Consider the following 18,379-nt stretch of genomic DNA (forward strand, 5'->3'; position numbering starts at 1 on the left):
AGGCAGTGATAGCTCCTGCTTTGGCACGCCGCTACCGCTATTTACTGCTTCGTTTGCCTGACAAGCGAACAGTCGTATCCAAGGGCCTTTACGCGTGCCTCCAGATCATCCAGTCTCTCCCTCGACGGGTGCGCGTCGCGGGTCAGCACCCACAGGTAACGACCCGAAGGTTCGCCAACAATCGACCATTCGTAATTCTCTCCGTGATCCAGAATCCAGTAATCGCCATAAAACGGTCCGAAGAATGATACTTTCAACTTGGCTTTGGTTGATGGATCCGCCACTTTTGCCTTGCCAACCGATTGTCTGAACCGGTCGGCATTGGCGCCCTTACGGCCCGAATTGATGACCTTCACGGTACCGTCCGCGTTGAGGGAATACTCCGCAGTGACTTCGTCCATTCCCCGCTCAAACGAGGCTTCGTAACGGAACTGTTCGTACCAGCGACCCATATATCTCGCCAGATCGACGGGACTCGCGGGCTGTGGCACGGCGCGATTGCCTACCGGGCCGGGACGGGGTATGTATGCACACGCGCCCATCAACATAACTGCTCCGGCGAGCGTCATTACGAGCGTTCTCTTTTGCATAAGCTTGTTTTTTCCTTCTGGTCAACGGCTTTTTGGGACATTGAGACCCTCGCCGATGAGCTCACACGCGCTATGTGGCGAATTAAAGCCGACGGCAATCAGATGGCCGGCGTTTACGGCCGTGCTCAGAGCGCGTCAGGGTTCAAGGTCTTCGTCGTGGTTGTCGTCTTCGACGGATTTTTCAATGTTCCCGCCGTCGATCTCAAGGAGATGGACAACGCCTTCAGCCTCGACGACGACCTCTTCGCCGGGATCAATCATGGTCTCGTTTGCCGCCTTGCGGTCTGCAGTCACGCGGATGGAATTGTCTCCGTCGTTATAGATACTGACTCGCATATCGATTCTCCAGTTCAGAAAAACAGGGGGGTGTTGCAGACACTAGCAAACAACAGGCCTACATCCCGTCGTGCAATTCGTGCGGGCGCGATTGCTCCGGGATATCCCGCAGCAGGCAGTCGTGGATATCGTGCTGGCCGTGGATTTCGGTAACCCCGCTTTCACGATCCCAGGCGAGCAAATGATCAACGTGCTGTCTCTTCAGCGCGACCGGCGCGTTGTGCCATCTTGACGGTATCTTTATACGCTGACGCCGAACCTTTACCCCGTCTTGATGACGTCTGCGCTTCAATGAAGCATCTTAGAACAAAGGGGGTAACGTGCTTAAAGTGCTGATTCCTGTGCTGGGCGACAAGGCAGCGACCGAGGCGGCGCGACATGGCGCGCTCCTGTTCGCGGAGCGATGCGCGGCAGAGGTTGAAATCGTCGAGGTCCTCGACGATTTGGCGCAGGGCCGCGCTGTCGCATTTCATTCGCTAGGAACGCTGCGCAGACAGGGGAAACAGGCAGCGCGAAATGCGCTCATGCAAACGCGGGCGATCCTCGAAGACGCCGGTGTTCCCTACACCTGGAGCCGGGTCTATGGGCCGACGGCGCAGACCATCGCGCAGTATGCAGCGAAGCATCGGGCTGACATCGTTCTGCTTGATGGTAGCCGGCTCGGCTTCATTCGCCGTTGGGCGGTCGCCATCGGACTATGGCGCCTGTCATCGACACCCGTCACGATGCTTCACTGACGATTGCGCAGACAACTTGCGATGTCAGTCCGCGGTCTCGTCGCGTGGGGCTGGCGGCTTTCAGTGAGCTGGCGAATGAACCTGTAAAATAGAGGCAGGGTGTTAGCTGCATCTTGCAGCGGGACAGGTTCAACGCGCTGGTCGGGCCGCCACGCGGGACCCGACACGCCCATGCGACAGAACGACTTCTCACGCTCGCTTGCCCGCCCCCGCCACATCGCAAAGAAAGCCTTTACGGCGCTCGAATACTTCCTGTATGTCGAAGCCGCGAGCGGCGTCATCCTGCTCATCGCAGCCGTGATAGCGCTGGCCTGGGCGAATTCGCCATTCGCCGGGCGCTACCACGAATTGCTTGAGTCACCGCTGACGATCGGGCTGGGCCAATCGGTGTTCTCCAGGCCGGTGCATTTCTGGATCAATGACGGCCTGATGACCGTGTTCTTCCTCATTGTGGGCATGGAGATACGTCGCGAGATCCACGCCGGATCGCTGAGCGATTTCCGGCAGGCGACGCTGCCCCTGGCCGCGGCGGTGGGCGGTGTGGCTGTACCGGCTCTCGTCTATCTGGCGGTGAACCACGGTTCGGGTGCAGCCCACGGCTGGGCGGTGCCAACGGCGACCGACATCGCTTTCGCGGTCGGCGTGCTCGCGCTGCTTGGGCGTTCGATCCCCGGCACCGTGCGCGTCTTTCTGCTGACGCTCGCGATCGTCGACGACATCATCGCCGTGCTGATTATCGCGGTGTTCTACTCGGCGGGACTCGACTACAGCGGTTTCGCGCTCGTCTGCGCCGGCATTGTGGCCGTCATCATCATGCAGCGACTCGACATCAACCGGGCAACGGCCTATATCGTGCCCGGTGCCGTCATCTGGGCAGGCCTCTTCATCAGCGGCATGCACCCGACGCTTGCGGGCGTCATCCTTGGGCTGATGACGCCGGTCGTGCCGTCGCGCGGGCATGAGCGGGTGCTGGTCGAGCTGTCGGCGGCTGCACATCACGTGAGGGAAGCTGACGTCGGAAACACGCGTGAATTTGATCGTTTGGAAAAGCCGATGCATACGCTTCGCGTCGCCCAGCGCGATCTGCTGCCGCCCGTCGTGCGAGTGCAATGGGCGCTGCACCCGTGGGTCGCTTACGGTATCATGCCGCTCTTTGCGCTGGCCAATGCCGGAGTGCCGCTCAGCGGCGTGGACTTCGCGAGCGACGAGACCGTGCGGATCGTACTGGGTGTCGCATTGGCCCTGGTCGTCGGCAAACCTGTGGGCGTGTTCGTGACGAGTTGGATACTGGTCAGGCTTGGGCTTTGCCGGTTGCCGACGGGGATGTCCTGGGGCGGAGTCGGTCTGGTTGCGCTGCTTGCAGGGATTGGCTTCACTATGTCCATCTTTATCGCGACGCTCGCGTTTCCACATCAGGGCACGATGGATGCCGCCAAACTCGGCGTGCTGCTCGGCTCGTTCGTTGCCGGATGTGCGGGACTGGGTTGGGGGCTGTGTTGCTCGCGGCCAAAATCCGCAGAGTGAAGCGCTTCGCAAACCAAAGCGGTCCTTTGTCACGTACCATGTGTAGAGCCTGCAGGCCTCGCAGACGCGTGCGCAGTTGCCCATCAGTATGGACCTGCTCAAGCCATAGCCTGCCGATCAATGTCAACGCATGGCCCACTCTCGCCCATTCTGAACTCGACGGAGCAGTCCGCCGTAAGTTCGAGGCGCGGCGGCAGGCCATATTGCTCTATGTTGCTGGTGAGCCAATCAGGGCCATCGAGGAATCGACACGCTTCAAACGCCGGCAGTTTTACCGCTGACTTGAGCGTGCCCAGACAACTCACCCAGACGGACGCCCCTTCGGCTTCCGGGCACTCATCTACTACGCGCGCATCGCAGAATATGCCCGAGCGCGTGATGTACAAGTGCGAGGCGAGCGCGGCAGCCACGGTGGCGCCGGTGCTCTCGTAACTCGGGCTTGCGGCGACTCATGATATGGGCGGTATGGGCGTGGAGCGATTCCTGGGCCGCGACTGAACGGAGGCCGTCATGAAAGTCGCGTTGCTGAGCATTGATCTTGCCAAAAATGTCTTCCAGCTGTACGGCGTGGACGAACGCGGTCATCCGGTGTTGAGTCGGCGAGTCAGCCGCAACAAACTCCTGGAATCCATTGTCAGTCTGCCCTGTTGCCGTATCGTGATGGAGGCTTGTGGCGGAGCGCATTACTGGGCGCGGCGGTTCTCGGCGATGGGACACCATGTGCAGATCATTGCCCCCCGATTCGTCAAACCGTTCGTCAAATCCCAGAAGAACAATCGCAACGATGCGGAGGCGATCGTCGAAGCTGGCTCCCGTCCGACCATGCATTACGTTGCGGTCAATAGCGTTCAGCAGCAGGATATCCAGTCCATGCACCGAATCCGCAGCCTGCTCATGCGTGATCGTATCGCGCAAATCAACCAGATACGTGGTCTGCTGGCCGAATACGGTGTGGTCATTGCACAAACAGCGTTGAAAGTGCGGCAGCAGCTTCCGGAGATTATTGAGGACGAACACAACGAGCTAACGGCGTTGAGTCGCTCAATGATGGCGTCACATGCACCGCAAGCAGGTGTCCCAATGTGTCCACCGCCATATGTAATTCGCTGCCTTTCTCGCGTTTGTATCCGTCGTAGCCCGCGCGTGGACCGCTCTCGCACATCCGCTTCACGCCAGTTCGACCCGCTTGATTTCCTTCACGATGACGAGATAGCTGAAGACCGTGACCGCAGCGTTCACGCCGACGAATGCCAGCGCGCTGTCGAACGAGCCGGTTTTCGCGACCAGATAGCCGATCACGATGGGCGTGACGATGCCGGCCACGTTGCCGAACATATTGAAGATCGAGCCGGACAGGCCGATGGCTTGCTTCGGCGCGGTATCGGCGACCACGGCCCAGCCGAGCGCGCCCAGGCCCTTGCCGAAGAACGCCAGCGACATCAGCGCGACCACCAGCCAGTCGCTATGCACGTAGTTGCAGCCGACGATGCACGCGGACAGCGCCATCCCGCCCACGATCGGCCCCTTGCGCGCCATGGTGAGCGATGCGCCGCCGCGAATCAGCGCATCGGACAGTACGCCGCCCAGCACTCCGCCCAGAAAACCGCAGACCGCCGGCAGCGAAGCCACCAGTCCCGCCTGCAGGATCGTCATGCCGCGTGCCTGCACGAGGTAGATCGGGAACCACGTCAGGAAGAAATACGTGATGACGTTGATGCAGTACTGCGCGAGGTAGACGCCCAGCAGCATGCGGTTGGTGAGCAACTGGCGCATCAATTGCCAGCCATGGCTGCTTTGCGCCTTATCTGTAAGTGTCTTGCGCTGATGCCCGTTCACGAGGCCGCCGCCTTGCTCGATGTAATCGAGTTCCTTGCGATTGATGTGCGGATGACTCGCCGGATTTTTCATCACCTTGAGCCAGACGAGCGCGAGCACGAGGCCGCCGAGGCCCATCATCAGATACACGTGATGCCAGCCGTAGGCGTGCGTGACCCACGCCATTAACGGCGTGAACACGACCGCCGCGAAGTATTGCGCCGAATTGAAAATGGCCGATGCCGTGCCGCGCTCTTTGGTCGGGAACCAACTGGCGACCACTTTGGCGTTGGCGGGGAAGGCTGGCGCTTCGGCCGCACCCATGACGAAACGCAGTGCGAAAAGCGCGGTGACGGCGGCCGCGGTGCTGCCGAGCACGCCAATCGCGCTTTGCAGCAGCGTGAACAGCGACCACAGGAAGATGCTGGCCGCGTAGACGCGACGTGCACCGAAACGGTCGAGGATCCAGCCCGCCGGAAGTTGCGAGAGCACATACGCCCAACTGAACGCCGAGAAGATATAGCCCATGCGTACGGCGTCGAAGCCGAATTCTGCGCGCATGGCCGAGCCGGTCACCGAAAGCGTCGCGCGATCCGCGTAGTTGAGCGTTGTAATGATGAAGATCAGCGCGAGGATGACGTAGCGGACTTTGGTTCGAGTTGCGGCGTCTGTGGCGGCGGGGCTGGCGGTACGGCTCAACGGCATGTTGTTGGACCCTCGGGTGCGCGGAAGGACTTGCTTTCCTGTCTCGGTGTGGCTGTAGTTGTAATACGTCTTTGTAACTTGTTAGAGCCAATCGTAGCGCGTCTTTCCGGGCTGCATCAACCTGGTAATACCCGATTTTGGTGTCATTGAGGGTAAACGTGGATTTTTCGATGCGGTGCGCTTGTGGGATCGTTGTAAAAATTGTCTGACAACATGGCGGATTGGTCGGCGCTCCGGGCACCACTCAGGGCATATGCCGCGTGCGCAAAAAAGGAAAACATGAACAGGAAGGTGGTGCAGGGGATCGTGAGGACGATGATCGGACTGGCGGGGGCGGCGCTTTGCGCCAACACGGCGCAGGCGGCTACGTACATTTACGTGTCGAACGCAGATAGCCAGGATATTTCGGTGTTCCGCATGGACGAGTCCAACGGCGCACTGGCGGCAGTCGAAACCGTCGCGGTGGGTGGCATGGTGATGCCGATGACATTCTCGCCCGATCACCGACGGCTCTACGCGAGCCTGCGCTCGCAGCCGTACAGAGTGGTGAGCTTCGCCGTCAATCCGCTTGACGGTCGTCTGGCCGAACTGGGCCGCGCGCCGCTGGCCGAAAGCATGGCCTATCTGTCGACCGATGCGACGGGCCGCTATCTGCTGTCGGCTTCGTATGGCGGCAATCAATTGGCGGTGAACCGCATCGGTGCCGATGGCGTGGCGGGCGAGGTGCAGCAGACTATCAAGACGGGGCCAATGGCGCATGCGATCCGCGTATCGGCGGATAATCGCTATGCATTCGCTTCGGTGCTGGGTTCGGATGTGTGGCTGCGCCTGCGTTTCGACGCCGCCACGGGGCAGTTGACCGAGGACGCTGCGCCCGCCTATGCGCTACCGTGGAAGTCGGGGCCGCGCCATTTTGTTTTCTCGGCTGACGGGCGTTTCGTTTATCTGATCGACGAACTCGACGGCAAGCTGCATGTGCTCGCATTCGATCGCACGCGCGACACGGTCAAGCCGATCCAGACGATTTCGATCCTGCCGGCCGATTTTCGCGGTGACAAACCGTGGGGCGCGGATCTGCATCTGACGCCCGATGGACGCTTTCTGTATGCGTCCGAGCGCACGTCGAGCACGCTGGCGGCGTATCGCGTGAACGGGACAACGGGCAGGCTCGAACGCATCGGCACCTATGCGACGCAGAAACAGCCGCGCGGTTTCAATATCGATCCTTCGGGGCGTTACCTGTTCGCAGTTGGGCAGTTGTCGCCGACCATGAGCGTCTATCGCATCGATGCGGAGACGGGCGCGTTGCATGAGACGGGACAGTATCCGGTGGGCAAGGGCGCGAACTGGGTCGAGGTGGTGAGTTACGCGGGGTCGAACGAGTAAGCTGGAGTGCGATACCGCGCGGAATTTTTACGCGCGCTGTATCGCCTGCCGTTTACAGGTGGTCAGTTCAGCACCACGGCCGAGCGCGTGGATGGCGTGCGTGTGCTGCATCCAGTGCGGACTCGCCCGACGCAGCTTTTCGGCGAGCGGCGCGTGATCCGCCTCGATCGCCTTGGTGGAAGAAGCGGAGCATCACCATCCATCGGCGCACGCTGCTAATCGCGCTACTGCTATCCGTTTCGAGATTGCCGACGACCGGCGTTTCCGGCCGCCAGTGCAACTGCGTGGGCGGCAGTCCGCGGTCGGCCAGATAGCGCGCCAGCGCGTCCCACGCAAGGGGCGGGAGCGCCACACGCGCCAGCTTCTTGCCCTTGCCGGTCACGCGCAACCAGTAATCTCCGCGTGGATCGGTCTCGACGTGGCCGAGGGTGGCGCCGACGAACTCACTGGCACGCTGGCCAGTCGCGTACCCGAAGTCCAGCAGGAACCGCAGCCACTGCGCAGCGGCCGCTGACCAGCCGTACGACCATTCCAGGCCGTCCGCGATCGTCCGCACGAGCGCCCAATCGCCTTCGCTGAAGGCGTGCGAAGTCTTAAGCACGTTCTATCCGGTCGCATCCCGCACCTTCATCCCTGCAAACGGATTGGCCAGCACGTAGCGCTGCTCGATCAGCCAGCGGAACAGCGCACCGAGGATCGACAGCGCATGCGCGACCGATCGAGCGGAAAGTCTGCCATTGAACAGCCGCCAGTCCGGCGAGGTGCGCGGCCGAACCGGGCCGACCCAGCGTCCATGCGGCGAGGGGTGGCGCAGGAACGCGCGATAGGCGATGGCATCCTCGGTGGTGAGCGAGGACAGCGCGCGCCCGCGTTCGACGATGGCCCAGAGGATCAGCCGCTCGGCTTCCTTGCGTTAGGTGCGTTGCGTCGCAGGTGACTGGTGCAAGGTAAGCCAGGTCTGCACAGCCCAATGATCTCGCCGCTGTAACAATAGTTTTCGTTTTATAATGCAATGTTATATCATTTCGCATAATACGCAATCCGGGACGGCACCTCCGGGAATTGCGGAAACGGCAATAGCGCGCAGTTGTGGTTTGCCCCCCCCCGCCGCGCGTGAGATCGACCTCGCAGGAGTTCGTTGAGGTACTGAACGCCTACGTTCTCTGGTACAACGAGAAACGGATCAAGGGCTCGCTTGGCTATCTCAGTCCCATCGAGTACCGTGAAAGCCTGGGGCTAACGACGTAAATCAGTCCAGGAAAATGTCCGCATCCCCCGTGGGTCAGGATTCCGTGCAAATCAACAGTCAGTGAGCATGTACCCGGTGAACTGCCGTAGTAACTTGCTCTTATTACACATTTCGAATATATTGGAATTATGGAAAATAAAGACGTTATCCGCGCCCTCGCAGCGCTCGCCCACGAACTGCGCCTGCGGGTGTTTCGCATGCTGGTTGTCGCTGGCCCGACCGGCTTGACGCCGGGCACCATGGCGGAACAGCTCGACGTTCCCAATGCGACGCTCTCCTTTCACCTGAAGGAGCTGATGCACGCGGGGCTCGTCACGCAGGAGCGCGACGGGCGCAGCCTGATCTATCGGGCCGCCTATGACCAGATGAACGCGGTCCTTGGTTTCTTGACCGAAAACTGCTGTCAGGGGCAGCCTTGCCTTGAACCTGGCGCGGCCGCATGCAAATGCTGAGGGAGAGTGGCAAACCCATTGGCATCCCTGTTAAGCCTGCCGGTTCGGCATGCTGCTGATCACGCTGCGCACAGACAACACCATGACCACAAACGTACTCATCCTCTGCACGCACAATTCCGCGCGCAGTGTTCTTTCCGAAGGCATGCTGAACCACTGGGCGAAGAAGCTCGGCAAGGATGTCCGCGCGTACAGCGCGGGCAGCGCCCCAAGCGGACGCATCAATCCGTTCGCGCTCGAAGCGCTGACTAACGCCGGTATTGATACGGAAGGCTATCGCAGCAAAAGCTGGGATGAATTCGCGCAGGGCGGTGCACCCAAGATGCGCATCGTCATCACAGTCTGCGACAGCGCTGCGGCCGAACAGTGCCCGTTCTGGCCGGGCAGCCCTGTCAAGGTTCACTGGGGCTACGCCGATCCGTCAAGCGCGCCGGGCGGCGATGAAGGCAAGCGGCACGCATTCGAACTCACGCGCGAAGCAATCGGCTACCGCATGCTGCAACTGCTCACGCTCCCACTCGAAAGTCTGGACAACACTGAGCTGCAGCAGGCGCTAAACGACATCCTTCATAGCTGAATCCTCTCCATCAAGTCCCCCCATGAACACACCCAATGTTGCCGCTTCGGGGAAGTCGGCCTCGAAACCGGCCATCAGCTTCTTTGAGCGATACCTGACCGTCTGGGTCGCGCTGTGCATCGTCGCCGGCATTCTGCTTGGGCAAGTCCTGCCTGGGGTCTTCCAGGCGATCGGCCGGATGGAATATGCGCACGTCAATCTGCCGGTCGGCTTGCTGATCTGGGTGATGATTATCCCCATGCTCGTCAAGGTCGACTTCGGTTCGCTGCATGAGGTGCGCCAGCACGTTAAGGGCATCGGCGTGACGCTCGTCGTGAATTGGCTGATCAAACCGTTCTCGATGGCATTGCTCGCATGGCTCTTCATCAAGCACTTGTTTGCGCCGATGCTGCCTGCAGAGCAACTCGACAGTTACGTCGCGGGCCTGATCCTGCTTGCTGCCGCGCCCTGCACGGCGATGGTCTTTGTCTGGAGCCGGCTCACCGGTGGCGATCCGCTGTTCACGCTTTCCCAGGTCGCGCTTAACGACAGCATCATGGTGGTCGCCTTTGCGCCGCTGGTCGGCCTGCTGCTCGGCATTTCCGCGATCACGGTGCCGTGGGCGACGCTGCTCACGTCCGTCGTGCTCTACATCGTGATTCCGGTCATCCTTGCGCAGATCCTGCGCCGAGTGCTCCTTGCGACGGGACAGGCGGCGTTCGATGCCGCGATGGCAAAGATCGGCCCATGGTCCATCACCGCGTTGCTGGCGACGCTGGTACTGCTCTTTGCGTTCCAGGGCGAGGCCATCCTGAAGCAGCCGCTTGTCATCGTGCTGCTCGCGGCGCCGATCCTGATCCAGGTGTTCTTCAACTCGGCCCTTGCATATGGGCTCAATCGCGCGGTCGGCGAGAAGCACAACATTGCCTGTCCGTCAGCGCTGATTGGCGCGTCGAACTTCTTCGAACTGGCTGTCGCTACGGCAATCGGCCTGTTCGGATTCAACTCAGGGGCCGCGCTCGCGACGGTCGTGGGCGTACTGATCGAGGTGCCGGTCATGCTGCTCGTGGTGCGCATCGTCAACCGCTCAAAGGACTGGTACGAGTGCGCCTGACGAATACAGAAATGGTCACAGAGGGCAAACGTGTCCGATTTCAAGACTGACCTTCCGCAGGTGGACCCGGCGCTGTTTCACGTGCCCGATATAAATCGCCTGCAGCCTGCAAAGGCGTCGCCGCATCCGCCGCGTATCCTGCTGCTCTATGGTTCGCTGCGCGAGCGCTCGTTCAGCCGCCTGCTGAGTGAAGAAGCCTCACGCCTGCTTACGGCGATGGGTGCCGAAGTGCGCACATTCAATCCAAGCGGCCTGCCGCTGCCAGACGATGCGCCGGACAGCCATCCCAAGGTTGCCGAGCTACGCGAGCTGGTGCTGTGGTCGGAAGGCATGGTCTGGTGCTCGCCGGAGCGGCACGGCGCGATGACCGGCATCATGAAGGCGCAGATCGACTGGATTCCGCTTTCGGTCGGGGCGGTGCGGCCGACCCAAGGCAAGACGCTCGCCGTGATGCAGGTCAGCGGCGGCTCACAGTCGTTCAACGCCGTCAACCAGATGCGCGTGCTCGGACGCTGGATGCGCATGCTGACTATCCCCAACCAGTCGTCGGTGGCCAAGGGCTTCATGGAGTTCGACGAAGCCGGTCGCATGAAGCCTTCAGCGTATTTCGACCGCGTTGTTGACGTCATGGAAGAGCTGGTGAAGTTCACGCTGCTGACTCGCGACATCGGTCCGTACCTTGTAGACCGGTACAGCGAACGCAAGGAGAGCTCCGAGGAATTGATGAAGCGCGTCAACCAGACCAGTATTTGACCCATGGCGCCCCCCGCTTCGGATCGCCAGGCGAGAACTATGTTTGTTGCGCGGTCGACGGCTGACGCATCAAGGAAGGCAGCTAAACGGGAACGGAGCACGCTATGAAAATAAGGGCCGCCAAAGATGACGACCTCGTCGGGATCAAAAGCCTGCTGGCAACATGCGACTTGCCAACAGAGGACGTCACAACCGTGCTGATACCGCGGTTTCTAGTTGCCGTCGACGACGGCGCGGCGACAGTTGGAAGCGTTTGTCTGGAGCATTTGGGCGCTGACGCTTTGCTCAGATCGCTAGCTGTCGCCTTGCATCTTCGAGCAGCGGGCCTCGGCACATCGCTGCTTCTGGCTATCGAACGGGAAGCCAGGGCGATGAACTATGGCAGCTTGTGGTTGCTCACTGCGAGCGCGTCACAGTTTTTTGCGAATCATGGCTACAGCGCAGTCGAGCGGACCGACGTGCCGGATAAGGTACGTGAAACGGCGCAGTTCGTGCGACTCTGCCCGTCTACCGCCGTGTGCATGAGGAAGCACTTCGCGTGAGCGATCACGCTATGCGTCGTTGACGCATGACGCAAAGCTCATCGGCCGCTTTCAACGACCGCTAATAGATCCAAAGAGCCCGCGAAAAGTAAAAGGTCGATGACCGAAAGTGGCCGGCTAGCTCCCGATGACAGCGCGCGACAATCGCAGCAGCCGCAGCCTTTCATGCGGAAGGCATAAACCGACCCGTGGCAGCCGTCCACGACGGTGAGGCGAATGCCGGGTTCGCCACCGTGGAGCGGTCATATATTCACCATAGAGTTCCGGCGAATCGATTGCCGGCAGGAAGCAGAGCATCCTGAATGCCTACGCGAACGGCAGCGGGCCGTCGAACTGGCCGATATAGCAGAGGTGCGACACGGCGTTACCTATGTTGTTTTCCCAGCGATGTAGCATGAAGGCGGGCGGTTCGAGGTATGAGGCTGCATCCGCGTCAGGTTTGAGACGTAGCGCAATCTGTGTCGTCGTACTGGGACATGTCAATACCGGCACTGCGCCTAAACGCGTCTGCATCGAACGGTGAACGTGCCCGGCAATGATGCGGTCGATGTTGGAGTATCGGGACAGCAGATCGCTAAATGGACCGATCTCCCGCAACCCGTATAAATCAAGATAGGGTATCCCGCTGCTGAACGGCGGATGATGCATTGCGATGACAACCCGTCTTCTCGCGTTTGCGATGAGCTCACGTTCGAGCCACGAGAGCGTCGTCGGACTCAGCTCCCCGTGGTGAAGGCCGGGAACCGTGGTGTCCAGTGCAAGTACTCGCACTGGACCGACGTCGATGCCAAAGTTGAGTTCGCCTTCGAGAGGTAGCCATGGCTGATCGCCAAAAGCTTCGCATAGACGAACACGATCGTCGTGATTACCAGGCATCACCGCATACGGATGCGTTAACGGCGCCAGCAACTCACGTAGCATTTCATATTCTTCGGGCGATCCCTCGTCAGTAAGGTCACCGGTTATCAGGACAAGGTGGGGCTTTGGGTCCAGACGATTGAGCGTTTCGACCGCCCTCGTGAACATCGCATTGGAGTCGACTAGATTCTGATAGAGCATGCCTCGAGGCCGAACATGAATATCTGAAACCTGCGCGATTATGGTCACGGATTCTCCTGGTAGATGATCAGCTCGTCTATCGAGTCATCGACATCACAGCAAGATTAAGTGGCCAAAATCCATTGCGCGACTGGCCGGCCGATCTGCTGCTCAGACCGGACATTGGTTGACGCCACACGAACGTCCGAAACTGTTAAGCGTTGTTCGACGCCTGCCCATGTCTGCTGCCGAGTGAGCACACGACGACGCATGTGGGCAGACGTTGGACAACGCTCGAGGGAGGAAACCGCGGATTGGACCAGGGCGGCGGGAATCTTGTGCAGCTATGGGGATTGAAGTGCTCTCATGAACTGCGGCGTCTCGCGATCTTCGGTCGAAGCGAGGGTTCAGTGGGCATGTAAGTATTCTGCAGCTTCCATGTCAAACGTGTGTAGAGGCGTCGCGAGCGCGGCAAGGTCTGCTTGTAACGACAGGCACAAGCGTCCTCTCCTGGCGCTTGTTGCCGACGAGCCGACAGTTGGCCTGAATAGGCAAAGTGATTCGTCTTCATATGTCGCTTCGGCACGTGGGCGGTGCGCGAATTGGGTGCCGGCCCGGCTTCTTCCTGCCAGTACGTGTGCTCTCGCGGCTGTTCCGGCGGCGCTTCCTGGAAGAGCTCACCCATGCACATCGCCGGGGCCAGTTGCGCCTCTTTAGTGAGTACGCCGGGCTTGCCGAACCCACTGTCTTCGCACAGTGGCTCGCGCCGCTGCGAGCATGCGAATGGGTGGTTTATGCGAAGCGCCCGTTCGCGGGATCGGAGGCGGTCCTTGCGTATCTGTCGCGCTATACGCATCGCGTGGCCATCTCCAATCAGCGGCTCATCGCGCTCGACGACCGGGGCGTGACCTTCCGGTGGAAGGACTACCGGGCCAGCGGGCGCACGCGCCAGAAGACGATGACGCTTGAGCCACAGGAATTCATGCGACGCTTCCTGCTGCATGTGCTGCCTGCCGGCTTCCATCGAATCCGCCACTATGGTCTGCTGGCCAATCCCGTGCGCCGGCAGAATCTGGCTGCAATACGGGCGCTGCTAGGCGTGCCGGCTTCCATCAATGCCAGCGAAGGTCCGTCACCGGGCGCTGCCGTCCCGAAGTTCGTCTGCCGGCACTGCGGCGCGCCGATGGTCATCATCGACATTCTCCTGCGCAGCCAGGCGACCCACCGCTCACCGTCTGGCGAGAGGCCTCCGCCGGGAACGATGCCGTGTACGTGAGGATGGTGCGTGAGCGCCGAGCCCCACGTGTGCAGCACGAGTGTCGCGCCGATTTGAGCGCCCAGATGCTTTGTGTCGGCGGCGATGGTTCGGAGGGTTTCGGCTGCAACATCGAACAGCAGGCCGTAGATCACTGCCTTGTTGTACCAGGCGATCGCGCTGATCGCAGCAGGTAGCGTGAAGACCACGTGGTAATACTCGACCGGCAGCAGATCGGCCTGGCGTGCCTCGAGCCACCGGTGTGCGGCGCTCGCCTGGCATTTGGGGCAATGGCGGTTACGGCAGGAGTTGTAGGCAACCTCGATCTGTTCGCAGCCGGAACAGCGCAATACGTGTCCACCCAGCGCCGCGCTGCGGCACTGTTCGATCGCCGACATGACCTTCAGCTGTCCCAGACTCAGTTGTACAGTCTGTCGCCACAAGGGCCCATGCGCGCGGAAGACGTCTGCGACTTCGGGCACGGCCGTATGCCTTGTTCAGCCGTTGTTCTGCAGGTTCTCCAGCGGACGGATCACCTCGCGCAGCAGGTCGGTGGCGACCTGCGCATAGAGTGCTGTCGTCTCCAGCTTCTTGTGCCCCAGCAGGACCTGGATCACGCGGATGTCGACCTTCTGCTCCAGCAGGTGGGTCGCAAAGCTGTGACGTAGCGTGTGCATCGAGACACGCTTGTCGATGTTGGCGGCCTCGGCGGCGGCATGGATGGCGCGATTGAGCTGACGCGTGCTGAGCGGATCGACCGGATCGAGGCCCGGAAACAGCCAGCCGCCCTCCAGCATCCGGCCCTGCGCGTGCGCCACGCGCCACCAGACACGCAGGCGTTCAAGCAGCACCGGCGAGAGCATGGCGTAACGATCCTTGCGGCCCTTGCCCTGCTCAATACGCAGGGTCATGCGCTGGCCGTCGACGTCGCCGACCTTCAGCATCACCACTTCACTGGCACGCAGGCCAGCGCCGTAAGCGACCGATAGTGCGGTCTGGTGCTTCAGATTGCCGGTGGCGGCAATCAGGCGGCCCACTTCGTCCGGGCTGAGCACGACCGGCAGCACGCGAGGCACACGCACGGGCTGCATGCGTGCCATCCGGTCGGGCTCGTGGAGCGTGATCTCGAAGAAGAACTTCAGTCCGGTGATCGCCGCATTGAGCGACACGGGCGACACGCCGTGGTCGACCAGATGCAACTGGTAACGCCGCAGGTCCTCGACGGTGGCGGTGTCAGGCGAGCGCCCGAGAAAGCGGGTGAACTCGCGCACGACGCGCAGATAAATCCCTCGTGCGGGGACGTCTCGCGATACATCGTTAGACGATGGCCGTAAAATCCCCAGGCTATCGTGCCGTCGGCGTCGACGCACAACTTCTGTACTTGCGAAAGCCCTTCAATGTCATTGTCTTCAGTGGTCGCACGCATCCCGATGCGTTGTTCATCGCGTCACTCACGCGCGCGGCGGAAGTGACCATCGGCATACTCAGCTCGGCCGCGGTCAGCGCGCTCGTCTTCCCGGTTCGTGCGAGCACGGCGCTGATGCACGGCCAGCGCCAGCGCCGCAGTGCGATTCTCGATCTGTGCGCGGACGTGCTAGCCGGTCGATGCGAGCATGCCGCGTTCCAGCAGCGCTTCGCGCGCCTTGCGGGAAGCATCGCCGGGTTCGAGGCCGCGCGCACGTTCGCCTCGTACGAAGATCCGAACCTGCGCATGCGCAGCCAGCGGCTCGCCAGGATCGACAGCGAATATGCAGCGCTCTGCTCGCGGCTGCACATACTGGGGCAGCAGATCGAGCGGCTTGACAACACGGGCGCGGGTGCCCTGATAGCGGAGCTGCGCTTGTCGCTGCAGCAGGCGGCAGGGCTCGTCGAGCGCTTGCGCGACAATCCTCCAGAAACACCCGATCAGCAGTCCACCACGGCGCTTGCGCGGCTCGCCGCCTCACTCACGCGCGGCGCGCAGGAGGCGGCGCCCGGGAGCAGCCTTCAGCCGAGCGCTTCCTCCATCGAGGCGCACACACTGCGCGAAGCGCTACGCCGGCTGCTGGAAAGCGTGCTCGACTTCCTCGCAGCGGGTGCCGTAGTTGCCGGCGGTGCCGTGGGGACGGCCCAGAGCCAATCGCCGCGCGTACCGGCCCCTCCCACGCGGACCAGCTCGTACGTCGTCGCGCTGACTTTGGTGCGCAATGCGCTGACTGTGGGAGCGACTGGCGCGTTCTGGCTGCTCACGGCGTGGCCGAGCGGCGGGATGGCGGTGATCGCGGCCGCGATCGCAGCGGGGCTGAGCTCGGCGGCGCCGCGCCCGGAGAAGCTCGCAATGCAGATCGCGTTAGGTGCGGCGGCGGCCGTGGCGCTCGGTTACGTCTACCTGGGCTTTGTCTACCCGGCCATCACGGGCTTTCCCCTGCTCTGTGTCGTGCTCGCGCCCATCGTGGCAGGCAGCGCCTTCCTCGCGAGCCGGCCGTCGACGTCGGGCTACGGTATAGGTCTGTGTGTGTTCTTCGTGGTGCTGGCCGGACCGGACAACATGATGGCTTACGCCCCGGACGTGTTCCTCAACAACGGGCTCGCCGCAGTTGTCGCGCTGCTCATTGCCGTCATCACGGCGACGATCGTATTTCCGTTGCAGACGCCGTGGGTGGTGACCTGCATCCAGCGCGACCTGCGCCGCGAAGTGGCGTTCGCATGGGAAACCCGTCTGGACGGCGCCGATGCGCGCTTTCGCTCCCGCACGCACGATCTTTCCTCGCAGTTGCGCGTGCTGCTTGCGCCGGGCTCGCCTCGCTACGACCAGGCGTGGCACAGGCTGCTCGCCACGCTCGAACTGGGGCAGGCGTTGCTGGACCTGCGCGGGGATATCGCGACGCTTGTTCCTAAGGGCACGTCGGACCGGCCCCGCTGGTTGCCCGGCGTCGAACAGGGTGGCCGGCGCGTAGCCGACCTCTTTGAACGACCCGATGCGCCACTTGCTGCGCTGGCTGTGTGCGCGGCCAACCGTGCGCTGGAGAGGGTGGCAGAAGAGGCGCAGAAGAGCGGGCGAGGAGCCCGTCAGGCTGCGCTATTGAAACTGTCCGGCGACCTCTGCCTCATGCGCAGCGCGCTGCTCGACCCGGACGCCCCGTTTCATTGCCAGACCGGCAATAGCGCGTGACGTCAGGCGCGCGCGCATTGCGCAGGTGACAGTCGCGCATGGGGCTACCGCGAAAGAATCCCTTCCGCAGTAGCCGCTTAATGTGGATGTCACGGCGTCATATAGTTTTACCCGTTGCAGCGCGTTTTACTGTTTGTCTGGAGTCCAGCCGTGAAATCCCTGAAATACCTCCTTCTCTCCCTCTCCCTTTGCGCCGCTGTCGCTCACGCGCAGGGCAACCCGCCTCAGGCTGAGGCCGCTAGCAGCCAGACCGCCGCGAACAACGGCACGCAGTCCGTCGCGCATTTCGGCGCGCAGCCCGCAGCCCGCAGGCCGCGCCGAGGCGCAAAAACCGGCCGCGAAGAAGGATGAATGTGTTGGTCCCGTTTCGTTCTGCAACATCTACTTCGGGAGCTGAGCGGCCCGCATCCACGCCGTCCATTCCCGAAAGAAGGCGCAGCGCTGCGGTTCGCCCGGCGCCGCCACGAGCGTACGTTTTGCGCGATGACCGGCAGGCCTATGTTTCGGATGTAATCTGGCGGTCCGCGGCCCGAAACCAGCGGGTAACCGCGCTCACCTACGATTGTTCCATCAGCCTGCGCCGGTTGCGCATGGCGGCGAGGCAAGGGAATACTGTGAGTGCGGACAAAATTCTTGTTATCGAGGACGACCCGGCGATGCGCGACCTGATTGTCGCGACTCTGCACGATGCAGGCTTCGCGGTGTCAGCGTCGCTCGCCGCGGCCCATGCGGGCACGGCGGCGAGGGTGCTGGTGGTCGACCTCGGCGAGCCGAAGACGGACGGCGCGGATAACTTGCGCGCCTTGCGCGCGCTTCATGCTGACGCGCGAATCGTTGCCATCTCGGGCCGTTTCCGGTTCAATGCGGCCACGGCGGCGTCGGTCGCGGTGCAACTCGGCGCGGATCGGGTCCTCGCGAAACCGCTCGACTGCGACGCGCTCGTTGCCAACGTAAGACAACTCATGGGCGAACCCGGCCAGTGAAACCTGCTGCGCGAACTCCGTTCATGTCGGACCCCGGCGCCCCCGGCGGTGCATACGACGGCTGGCCGATCCACAGCCGTTACCGCACGACGGTTGTGGGCGGCCTTCTGCTTGTTACGCTCGTCTGCGTGGCTGCTTTCTATAGCGTTCGGCAGGACCGACAAACCACGCTTGCCGCGGGCCACCGCACGAT

General features: G+C 61.9%; 14 protein-coding genes and 7 pseudogenes. 13 read left to right on the top strand and 8 right to left on the bottom strand.

The window, feature by feature from the left end; all coding sequences use genetic code 11:
* Positions 1–41: 41 nt before the first annotated feature.
* Both F4827_RS31815 and F4827_RS31820 read right to left on the bottom strand, forming a co-directional pair.
* Positions 42–590 carry a lipocalin family protein gene (locus tag F4827_RS31815; RefSeq protein ID WP_183732222.1) on the bottom strand — a complete coding sequence of 183 codons (549 nt, stop codon included), beginning with the start codon at positions 588–590 and terminating at the stop codon, positions 42–44.
* A 135-nt stretch (positions 591–725) separates the two neighbouring features.
* Positions 726–926: a hypothetical protein gene (locus F4827_RS31820; RefSeq protein ID WP_183732224.1), complete on the bottom strand. Its 201-nt coding sequence runs from the start codon at positions 924–926 to the stop codon at positions 726–728.
* A gap of 320 nt (positions 927–1,246) precedes the next feature.
* Here F4827_RS31820 and F4827_RS31825 point away from each other — a divergent pair, with 320 nt between their 5' ends.
* From F4827_RS31825 to F4827_RS31835, 3 genes and pseudogenes are all read left to right on the top strand, one after another.
* On the top strand, positions 1,247–1,663 hold the full coding sequence (locus tag F4827_RS31825) for a universal stress protein (protein ID WP_183732226.1): 417 nt from the start codon (positions 1,247–1,249) through the stop codon (positions 1,661–1,663).
* Between the two features lie 171 nt (positions 1,664–1,834).
* Positions 1,835–3,187, top strand: coding sequence for a Na+/H+ antiporter NhaA (nhaA, locus tag F4827_RS31830; protein WP_183732228.1), 1,353 nt, complete (start codon positions 1,835–1,837; stop codon positions 3,185–3,187).
* Positions 3,188–3,697: 510 nt separating this feature from the next.
* A pseudogene (locus F4827_RS31835) lies at positions 3,698–4,186 on the top strand (IS110 family transposase); the annotation flags it as partial.
* Between the two features lie 46 nt (positions 4,187–4,232).
* Here F4827_RS31835 and F4827_RS31840 read toward each other — a convergent pair.
* Both F4827_RS31840 and F4827_RS31845 read right to left on the bottom strand, forming a co-directional pair.
* Positions 4,233–4,370: pseudogene (locus F4827_RS31840) on the bottom strand (IS5/IS1182 family transposase); the annotation flags it as partial.
* Entirely contained in the window at positions 4,355–5,707 is a 1,353-nt protein-coding gene (locus tag F4827_RS31845; protein ID WP_183732232.1) for an MFS transporter, read from the bottom strand. The pseudogene F4827_RS31840 and the gene F4827_RS31845, both read right to left, overlap by 16 nt.
* 315 nt (positions 5,708–6,022) lie before the next feature.
* Between F4827_RS31845 and F4827_RS31850 the strand changes: the two genes are divergently transcribed.
* On the top strand, positions 6,023–7,093 hold the full coding sequence (locus F4827_RS31850; protein WP_409258879.1) for a lactonase family protein: 1,071 nt from the start codon (positions 6,023–6,025) through the stop codon (positions 7,091–7,093).
* A gap of 51 nt (positions 7,094–7,144) precedes the next feature.
* Here F4827_RS31850 and F4827_RS35660 read toward each other — a convergent pair.
* Positions 7,145–8,069: pseudogene (locus F4827_RS35660) on the bottom strand (tyrosine-type recombinase/integrase); the annotation flags it as partial.
* A 155-nt stretch (positions 8,070–8,224) separates the two neighbouring features.
* Here F4827_RS35660 and F4827_RS31860 point away from each other — a divergent pair.
* The 6 genes and pseudogenes from F4827_RS31860 to arsN2 form a co-directional block, all read left to right on the top strand.
* Positions 8,225–8,341, top strand: a pseudogene (locus F4827_RS31860) (IS3 family transposase); the annotation flags it as partial.
* A 129-nt stretch (positions 8,342–8,470) separates the two neighbouring features.
* The gene (locus F4827_RS31865) at positions 8,471–8,794 is read left to right on the top strand and encodes a helix-turn-helix transcriptional regulator (RefSeq protein ID WP_183732237.1); all 324 of its coding nucleotides are present in this window, start codon (positions 8,471–8,473) and stop codon (positions 8,792–8,794) included.
* Between the two features lie 82 nt (positions 8,795–8,876).
* Positions 8,877–9,371: an arsenate reductase ArsC gene (locus tag F4827_RS31870; protein ID WP_183732240.1), complete on the top strand. Its 495-nt coding sequence runs from the start codon at positions 8,877–8,879 to the stop codon at positions 9,369–9,371.
* Between the two features lie 22 nt (positions 9,372–9,393).
* The gene (gene arsB, locus F4827_RS31875) at positions 9,394–10,464 is read left to right on the top strand and encodes an ACR3 family arsenite efflux transporter (protein WP_183732244.1); all 1,071 of its coding nucleotides are present in this window, start codon (positions 9,394–9,396) and stop codon (positions 10,462–10,464) included.
* A 30-nt stretch (positions 10,465–10,494) separates the two neighbouring features.
* Entirely contained in the window at positions 10,495–11,217 is a 723-nt protein-coding gene (gene arsH, locus F4827_RS31880) for an arsenical resistance protein ArsH (protein WP_183732247.1), read from the top strand.
* A gap of 104 nt (positions 11,218–11,321) precedes the next feature.
* Entirely contained in the window at positions 11,322–11,759 is a 438-nt protein-coding gene (arsN2, locus tag F4827_RS31885; protein WP_183732250.1) for an arsenic resistance N-acetyltransferase ArsN2, read from the top strand.
* A 306-nt stretch (positions 11,760–12,065) separates the two neighbouring features.
* Here the strand turns inward: arsN2 and F4827_RS31890 are convergent, their stop codons facing one another.
* The gene (locus tag F4827_RS31890) at positions 12,066–12,866 is read right to left on the bottom strand and encodes a phosphodiesterase (protein WP_183732253.1); all 801 of its coding nucleotides are present in this window, start codon (positions 12,864–12,866) and stop codon (positions 12,066–12,068) included.
* A 532-nt stretch (positions 12,867–13,398) separates the two neighbouring features.
* Here F4827_RS31890 and F4827_RS31895 point away from each other — a divergent pair.
* Positions 13,399–14,073, top strand: a pseudogene (locus tag F4827_RS31895) (transposase); the annotation flags it as partial.
* On the opposite strand, the pseudogene F4827_RS31900 reads toward F4827_RS31895, so the two are convergent.
* Positions 14,013–14,534 (bottom strand): annotated as a pseudogene (locus F4827_RS31900) (transposase zinc-binding domain-containing protein); the annotation flags it as partial. The pseudogenes F4827_RS31895 and F4827_RS31900 overlap by 61 nt on opposite strands.
* 15 nt (positions 14,535–14,549) lie before the next feature.
* A pseudogene (locus tag F4827_RS31905) lies at positions 14,550–15,335 on the bottom strand (tyrosine-type recombinase/integrase); the annotation flags it as partial.
* A gap of 41 nt (positions 15,336–15,376) precedes the next feature.
* Between F4827_RS31905 and F4827_RS31910 the strand changes: the two are divergent.
* Both F4827_RS31910 and F4827_RS31915 read left to right on the top strand, forming a co-directional pair.
* Positions 15,377–17,203, top strand: coding sequence for an FUSC family protein (locus tag F4827_RS31910; protein ID WP_260175513.1), 1,827 nt, complete (start codon positions 15,377–15,379; stop codon positions 17,201–17,203).
* 476 nt (positions 17,204–17,679) lie between these two features.
* Positions 17,680–18,186: a response regulator gene (locus F4827_RS31915; RefSeq protein WP_183732262.1), complete on the top strand. Its 507-nt coding sequence runs from the start codon at positions 17,680–17,682 to the stop codon at positions 18,184–18,186.
* The last annotated feature ends 193 nt before the right edge of the window (positions 18,187–18,379 follow it).

The organism is Paraburkholderia bannensis (assembly GCF_014200455.1).
Lineage (GTDB): Bacteria > Pseudomonadota > Gammaproteobacteria > Burkholderiales > Burkholderiaceae > Paraburkholderia > Paraburkholderia bannensis_A.

Coding starts and splice junctions, on each gene's coding strand:
- F4827_RS31820 (WP_183732224.1), bottom strand. CDS start 926: ATGCGAGTCAGTATCTATAACGACGGAGACAATTCCATCCGCGTGACT.
- nhaA (WP_183732228.1), top strand. CDS start 1,835: ATGCGACAGAACGACTTCTCACGCTCGCTTGCCCGCCCCCGCCACATC.
- arsB (WP_183732244.1), top strand. CDS start 9,394: ATGAACACACCCAATGTTGCCGCTTCGGGGAAGTCGGCCTCGAAACCG.
- F4827_RS31850 (WP_409258879.1), top strand. CDS start 6,023: ATGATCGGACTGGCGGGGGCGGCGCTTTGCGCCAACACGGCGCAGGCG.
- F4827_RS31870 (WP_183732240.1), top strand. CDS start 8,877: ATGACCACAAACGTACTCATCCTCTGCACGCACAATTCCGCGCGCAGT.
- F4827_RS31845 (WP_183732232.1), bottom strand. CDS start 5,707: ATGCCGTTGAGCCGTACCGCCAGCCCCGCCGCCACAGACGCCGCAACT.
- F4827_RS31910 (WP_260175513.1), top strand. CDS start 15,377: ATGGCCGTAAAATCCCCAGGCTATCGTGCCGTCGGCGTCGACGCACAA.
- arsN2 (WP_183732250.1), top strand. CDS start 11,322: ATGAAAATAAGGGCCGCCAAAGATGACGACCTCGTCGGGATCAAAAGC.
- F4827_RS31815 (WP_183732222.1), bottom strand. CDS start 590: ATGCAAAAGAGAACGCTCGTAATGACGCTCGCCGGAGCAGTTATGTTG.
- F4827_RS31865 (WP_183732237.1), top strand. CDS start 8,471: ATGGAAAATAAAGACGTTATCCGCGCCCTCGCAGCGCTCGCCCACGAA.